Genomic DNA, 555 nt, shown 5'->3' with positions numbered 1-555 from the left:
ATCTTGCTGTCCTGACCGAAGATGCGGCCCCAGACCGGCGACAGCTCGGTGTTCGACAACAGGCTCTGCTCGCCGCGCCGTTCGTGGAAGGTGCCGAGCGTCGTCATCGCCAGATGTTCGGCGACCGGGGGCAAGGCGGAATAGACCGGAACCTCGATGCGATAGAGCAGGATCTCCTCGCCCGCCGCCGGTGTCGGCAGGTCAGGCACATCCGTTGGCACCACCGGTGGCGGCGGGGGCGGATCCGCAACTGGTGCCGGCGGTGGTGCCGGCGGCGGCTCGGGCTCCGGATCGGCGGCCTGCACCGGCGGTGTCGGATCGACCGGCGGGTTGTTGATGTCGCCCTCGGTCGGAGGCGGCGTCGGCGGCAGCTCGGAAGGCGGCGGCGGCGGCGGTTCGGCCGCCGGCGGCTCTGGTTCCGGCGGCGCAGTAGGTTCCAGCGCCGGCGGGGCGGCGGCCGGAGGGGCCGGCGTGTTCAGCGTCGAGCGCAGGTACCAGTTCTCCTCGCTGCCGGCGCTGACGCCGCCCTTGAACAGATAATATTCAAAGGCACCG

Annotated in this window: 1 pseudogene; it reads right to left on the bottom strand. The window is 71.4% G+C overall.

The window, feature by feature from the left end:
* A pseudogene (locus EN964_RS36700) lies at positions 1-555 on the bottom strand (autotransporter outer membrane beta-barrel domain-containing protein); the annotation flags it as partial.

It is taken from the genome of Mesorhizobium sp. M7A.F.Ca.CA.001.10.2.1 (assembly GCF_003998575.1).
Lineage (GTDB): Bacteria > Pseudomonadota > Alphaproteobacteria > Rhizobiales > Rhizobiaceae > Mesorhizobium.
Note: the sequence above shows the minus strand (reverse complement) of the source record. Positions and strands in the feature narration are given on the sequence as shown.